At 74.7% G+C, this 1271-nt stretch carries 1 protein-coding gene; it reads left to right on the forward strand.

Features of this window, described 5'->3' with window-relative positions:
- Positions 1–1271: heavy metal translocating P-type ATPase (locus CUT83_RS20505; protein ID WP_101257312.1), on the forward strand; the 1271-nt coding region annotated here is incomplete at both ends.

Consider the following 1271-nt stretch of genomic DNA (forward strand, 5'->3'; position numbering starts at 1 on the left):
TCCCCGTGGCCGAGCTGGCCGTCGGGGACCGCTTCCTGGTCCGCCCCGGCGAGAAGATCGCCACCGACGGCACCGTGGTCGAGGGCTCCTCGGCCGTGGACGCCTCGATGCTGACCGGCGAGTCGGTGCCGGTGGACGTCTCGGCCGGTGACGCGGTCACCGGCGCGACCGTCAACACCTCCGGCCGGCTGGTCGTGCGGGCCACCCGTGTCGGCTCCGACACCCAGCTCGCCCGGATGGCCAAGCTGGTCGAGGACGCCCAGAGCGGCAAGGCCGAGGTGCAGCGGCTGGCCGACCAGGTCTCGGCCGTCTTCGTGCCGGTGGTGCTGCTGATCTCGCTGGGCACCCTGGGCTTCTGGCTCGGCACCGGCGGAGGGCCGGCCGCGGCCTTCACCGCGGCCGTCGCCGTCCTGATCATCGCCTGCCCCTGCGCCCTGGGCCTGGCCACCCCCACCGCCCTGATGGTCGGCACCGGACGCGGCGCCCAGCTCGGCATCCTCATCAAGGGCCCCGAGGTGCTGGAGACCACCCGGCGTGTGGACACCGTCGTCCTGGACAAGACCGGCACCGTCACCACCGGGAAGATGACCCTCCTGTCCGTCCACACCGCCGGGGGCGAGGACGAGAGCGAGGTGCTGCGCCTGGCCGGCGCCCTGGAGCACGCCTCCGAACACCCCATCGCCCAGGCCGTCGCGGCCGGCGCCGCCGAGCGCGTCGGCACCCTGCCCGCTCCGGAGGACTTCGCGAACATCCCCGGCCTCGGAGTCCAGGGCATCGTCGACGGTCACGCCGTCCTCGTCGGCCGCACCCAGCTCCTGGACCAGTGGGCCATCGACCTGCCCGCCGACCTCGCCCGCGCACGGAACGACGCCGAGGCCTCCGGCCGCACCGCCATCGCCGTCGCCTGGGACGGAGCCGCCCGCGCCGTCCTGGAGGTCGCCGACGCCGTCAAGCCCACCAGCGCCGAGGCCATCACCCGGCTGCGCGCCCTCGGACTCACCCCCGTCCTGCTCACCGGCGACAACCGGGCGGTGGCCGAATCCGTCGCCCGCGAGGTCGGGATCGACGAGGTGATCGCCGAGGTCATGCCCCAGGACAAGGTCGATGTCGTCAAGCGCCTCCAGAGCGAGGGCCGCTCCGTGGCCATGGTCGGCGACGGCGTCAACGACGCGGCCGCCCTCGCCCAGGCCGACCTCGGCCTGGCCATGGGCACCGGCACCGACGCCGCCATCGAGGCCGGCGACCTGACCCTGGTCCGCGGCGACCTGCGC

This window comes from Streptomyces barkulensis (genome assembly GCF_002843305.1).
Lineage (GTDB): Bacteria > Actinomycetota > Actinomycetes > Streptomycetales > Streptomycetaceae > Streptomyces > Streptomyces barkulensis.